At 34.5% G+C, this 4738-nt stretch carries 6 protein-coding genes; all 6 read right to left on the reverse strand.

Annotated features, from left to right (window positions below; translation table 11 throughout):
- Nucleotides 1–14: 14 nt before the first annotated feature.
- A complete protein-coding gene (gene xerA, locus HT669_RS10480; protein ID WP_000444454.1) occupies nucleotides 15–980 on the reverse strand; it encodes a site-specific tyrosine recombinase/integron integrase in 966 nt (321 codons plus the stop codon).
- Between the two features lie 117 nt (nucleotides 981–1097).
- On the reverse strand, nucleotides 1098–1511 hold the full coding sequence (locus tag HT669_RS10485) for a type II toxin-antitoxin system death-on-curing family toxin (RefSeq protein WP_000158362.1): 414 nt from the start codon (nucleotides 1509–1511) through the stop codon (nucleotides 1098–1100).
- Complete coding sequence (locus HT669_RS10490; protein ID WP_000260603.1) at nucleotides 1508–1744, reverse strand: AbrB family transcriptional regulator; 237 nt, start codon at nucleotides 1742–1744, stop codon at nucleotides 1508–1510. The genes HT669_RS10485 and HT669_RS10490 overlap by 4 nt, the downstream gene beginning before the upstream one ends.
- A 59-nt stretch (nucleotides 1745–1803) precedes the next feature.
- On the reverse strand, nucleotides 1804–2925 hold the full coding sequence (locus tag HT669_RS10495; protein WP_023938182.1) for a restriction endonuclease subunit S: 1122 nt from the start codon (nucleotides 2923–2925) through the stop codon (nucleotides 1804–1806).
- A gap of 12 nt (nucleotides 2926–2937) precedes the next feature.
- A complete protein-coding gene (locus tag HT669_RS10500) occupies nucleotides 2938–4431 on the reverse strand; it encodes a class I SAM-dependent DNA methyltransferase (protein ID WP_000627747.1) in 1494 nt (497 codons plus the stop codon).
- A 122-nt stretch (nucleotides 4432–4553) separates the two neighbouring features.
- A partial coding sequence (locus HT669_RS10905) for a hypothetical protein (RefSeq protein WP_345889809.1) occupies nucleotides 4554–4738 on the reverse strand: 185 nt, incomplete at its 5' end.

The following is a 4738-nucleotide window of genomic DNA, read 5'->3' on the forward strand; positions in this document are numbered from 1 at the left end:
ATCGGGATTTGCTTTTAAGAGATGAATTTTTGGTGTGAATGCTTGACATTATTTTGATTGACCATGGCATAGGCCAGGGTTGTGTCAATCTTGCTATGACCTAGCAGTTTTTGGACTTGCTCGATAGGCATACCTTTATCAATTGCCTTAGTCGCTAAAGTTCTTCTGAACTTATGTGGGTGAACCTTTTGTATACCGAGTTTGTCTCCTAACTTTCTTAAGCGAATCTCTACACCAGCAATTCCAAGCCTCTGGACTTTTCCAACTAACGTTACAAAAAGAGCAGGGTGACTATCTTTTCTGTCGTTAAGATAGTTTCTTAAATGAATTTTCGTACGAGCGTCAAAATATACTGGTCTCTCCTTCTTTCCTTTACCAAAGACAACACACTCTCTGTTTTCAAAATCAATATCTGAACGATTCAACTGTACAAGCTCCCCTACACGCATACCTGTCGATGCTAGTAGGTCTATTATTGCCAAATCTCTCAAATTTTCACAGTTATCGCGCATAATTTCCAAATGTTCATCTGTATAAGTTTCCTTCACATTTTGCTCAGTCTTAATTTTCTTTATCCGTCGAATGGGATTTTTAATGATATATTCCTCTTGCTCAAGCCAAGCAAAAAAAGAAGACAATATACGCCTAATATTGTCTAAATTTGCCTTACTACAATCCTTTTCAGACTGGTAATTTGCTAAATAACTCCTTAAATCATCTGTTGTGAGTTGTGTCACAGACTCCTTAATACCATTAAACAAGTTTTCAATCGTCCTCTGGTAATAACGAATTGTTTTTGAGCTACAGCCCTCTACCTGTTTGGCGGTAATAAAGAGTTTCAACAGGTTATTATTCGAATACTTCTGCTGCTTTTTTCCGTCTACTAGATGATGTTCTAAACTCTCTCTCAATGCTAGTAATTGTTCATTATTTAAAAGAGGTAACATTTCTTGCATGATAATTGTAACTTTTGATTCCATAATTTCTCACTTTCTTATTCATCAATAAAAAGAGACAATATCAGTTTCTGCATTACAGAATTCTAATATTGTCTGTTCATTTATTTTCTTGTGCTCATTCAAATCCAGCATACTAGGTTACTTTTTGACCTTTTCCCTAACAGAATGTTCAGAAACCCATTTGGAGTAGCTTGTCATTTTTTCATCAGTTAAAGATTCTACTGCGATGGTCACACACATTTTTACTGCTTCTTCTACCGTTACAGAAAAATGATAGCTATTTAATTGTAAAAATTTGACCAAAACGAAGAAAGCAGTTCTTTTATTAGCATTAGCAAAAACATGCTTCTTTATCAATTGGACAAATAGTATCGTTGCTTTATCAAAAATTGTTGGATAAAGAGGCTTCCCAAAGACAAATTGTTCTGGTAAGTTCACAATCATATTTAAGGCAGAAGGACTAACTGTTTGAATTTTCTCATTTGGAGAATACCGTTGAATTGCTAAAGCATTTATTTTTTCAATTTGCTTTTCTGTTAGATAGATTGTCATTTTTCCACCAAAGCTTTGAAAACATCGTCGTATTCGTCAAATATTTTATCTAAATTTAAGTCAAAGGCATCATCAGATACATAAGAAACCTGCTGATCCAATTCTTCAGGAGTAAAGATAATCTCACCACTTGGTAACAATTTAGCTTCGTATTTTACACCACTTGGAATATTAAATTCACTTGGAATCGTAATGGTGATTGAATTTCCTTGTTTTCTTGTTTTTACTACCATCTGATTTCCTCCTTTGTTGTATTATAACAAATCATTACCGTAATTACAATGGCAGAATATCAGCTAAAATACTCCTGCATCAGAGATTTCTTCAAAGTTTCAAGCTCTTCCAGAGATTTTTGGATTGCCAATTGTGATTTGTCGACCTGGGCTACAAAGTCTGCGAACTCATTTTGGAGGGCTAGAGGGGGGAAAATCAGTTCAAAATTTTTAATCAGTTGACCGTTTAAATTAGGTTGATTTCCTCCTCGTCCAAGTTCTCGTAATTCGCTATACCTTAGCATTAATTGATGCCAAATAAAAACTGGATTGTCTATTTTATTTGGAAATATAGCCCCACATGCTTGGTTGCTAGTAGATTCAACTTTGAGGATTGCACTTCTTCCTCTTGTTTGTCCTTGACCATACATAGCAATTAATATTGTATCAACTGGAAAAAGTTTAAGAGATGTATTTTCTAAAGCAAATTTTGTGATTTTTTCCTCAGTTTCCGTAATTTCTCTATTTATTACCTCAGTTGTTTTTACCCAATTAATCGTTCCGCTATCCCAATATAATTTATTATCTCTTGATGGTGTACTTCCACTAGAAACTTCAAATTTTTCACCTATTTTATATTTGGGGAATAATGTAGTATAAAAATCCCCAAACATCTCGTTAAATCGGGATTTGACGAGCTCGTTAAATTTTTCTGATTGAATTTTACGAAAATCATAAATTTGACTTATCGTATTTAGTTTTTTTGCAATTAGCTTTTGTTCTAGTTTATTAGGCAATACAAATGAGATATCTTTTATTTTAGCTACTGAAAGATGTTTCACTGTAACAAAAGGGGTCTTATCTTCAATTTCTTTTAAAAATTTAGGAATCAACCAAGATATATAACCTTCATCTACACTTTTATCCGTAATTTTAATTTTACAGACACGTTGATTAAGTAGCGCTAAATCCCCCTCCCATTTTTTCAATATAAAACTGCCATCCATTGTAATCAATAAGTCTCCATTTTTAATAAGATATTCTTCGGAATAAGTTCCTTCAAAGTAGGTATCAGAAAAACCTCTTTCTACATCTCGAATTCGTATTAAGGGGAGACCAATTTTGTTATCATTAAATTGTGATGATTTAAAAGCGTAACCAGATAAAATCTCACAAACTTCCCCCAACTTCACTTTTTTCATACAGCCACCTCCCTACTTGAGTAATTCTTCTAACTCTGCTAAGCCAGCTTGAATTTCTTTTTCTAAATCATTGATTTTCTTTAAGATGACTTCTGTTGGTTCATACTCAACTTTTTCATACTCAATCTCTTTATATTTATTGATAGACAAATCATAATCATTTTCCTTTATCTCAGCAACTGGAACAAAGAAAGATTGATCCGTTCTCTGACGTTCTGCTTCTTTTTCAAGATGATGAAAGCGTTCGATAATATCTGGAATATCATTGTCGCTAATCGGTTGTCGCTTATCATCCAAACTTAAGCCATCCGCTTTCATATCGTAAAACCAGACCTTGTCAGTACCACCATTGCCAGTTTTTGTAAAGATGAGAATGGCAGTTGAAACTCCAGCATAAGGCTTGAAAACACCACTAGGCATTGAGATTACAGCATCAAGCTTATGGTTCTCTACAATTTCCTGACGAATTCCTTTATGAGCTTTAGACGAACCAAAAAGGACACCATCAGGTACGATAACTGCTGCTCGTCCACCTGGTTTTAAAGTTCGCAAGAAAAGAGAAAGAAAGAGTAATTCTGTTTTTTTGGTTTTTACGGTTGCAAGAAGGTCATTAGAGGTTGAATTGTAGTCAAGTGAGCCCTTAAAAGGAGGATTTGCTAAAACCAAAGTATATTTATCGGCTTCTTCATTATCTTGAGACAGCGAGTCAAGGTAACTGATTTGTGGATTTTCTACTCCATGTAGCATCATGTTCATCGCCCCAAGTCTCAACATAGTCGTATCCGTATCATTTCCATGAAACATCTGATTATGAAAATGATTGATATTATCTGTATTGGTTTCCCATTCATCTTTCTTACGCTTTAAGTAACGGCTAGCAGATACTAAGAAGCCAGCAGAACCCATAGCAGGATCTGAGATAATATCTTTGATGGTCGGTTGCATCAACTCAACCATCATATCGATGATGTGACGAGGTGTACGGAACTGTCCATTTTTACCTGCGGTCGACAATTTTGATAACAGATATTCATAGATATCTCCGATATCAGTAATACTTTGTTTGTCATTATCAAAATCTACATCTAATCCCCTAGTTGGAAAAACATCTAAGATAGAAATTGCCTTTTGAAGCGTAGCAGGTTTATTTATTTGAAAAATAGCTTCTCGCATATATCGTGAAAAGGCTGTATCATCTGTATCTCCCTTGAGATTTTTAATAAACGGAAAAATCTCCTGAGTCATTAAACGATAAACTTCCTGAGCATCTCCTATATTTTTAAAAGTTGACCAACGGTATTCAGGTTTATCTTTTGGAAAAACTCCCTCATAAGGAATCCCTAGAAATTCAGCATCACTTTCACGTCCAAGCTCGACACTATCCAAATCTTTCATAAATAAGAGATAAGTCAACTGTTCAATATTTGTTAAAGGATTTGCGTTTCCTTCTGTCCAAAGAATTTCCCACAACTGATCGATTTTATTTTTTAATTCGCCTGTAATCATATCTTCCCTTTTCTTTAGTTTTTAAAACTTAGTAATATCATTATTTTATCAGATTTCAAACAAAGCTTCAATTAACTATATCTATGCGTCACCTGAATATTTTATACTCTTCGAAAATCTCTTCAAACCACGTCAGCTTCACCTTGCCGTAGGTATATGATACTGACTCTGTCAGTTCTATCCACAACCTCAAAACCATGTTTTGAGCTGACTTCGTCAGTTCTATCTACAACCTCAAAGCAGTGCTTTGAGCAGCCTGCAGATCGCTTCCTAGTTTGCTCTTTGATTTTTGTTGATAAAAAGAAAT

Source organism: Streptococcus sp. 2100 (assembly GCF_013276335.1).
GTDB lineage: Bacteria > Bacillota > Bacilli > Lactobacillales > Streptococcaceae > Streptococcus > Streptococcus pseudopneumoniae.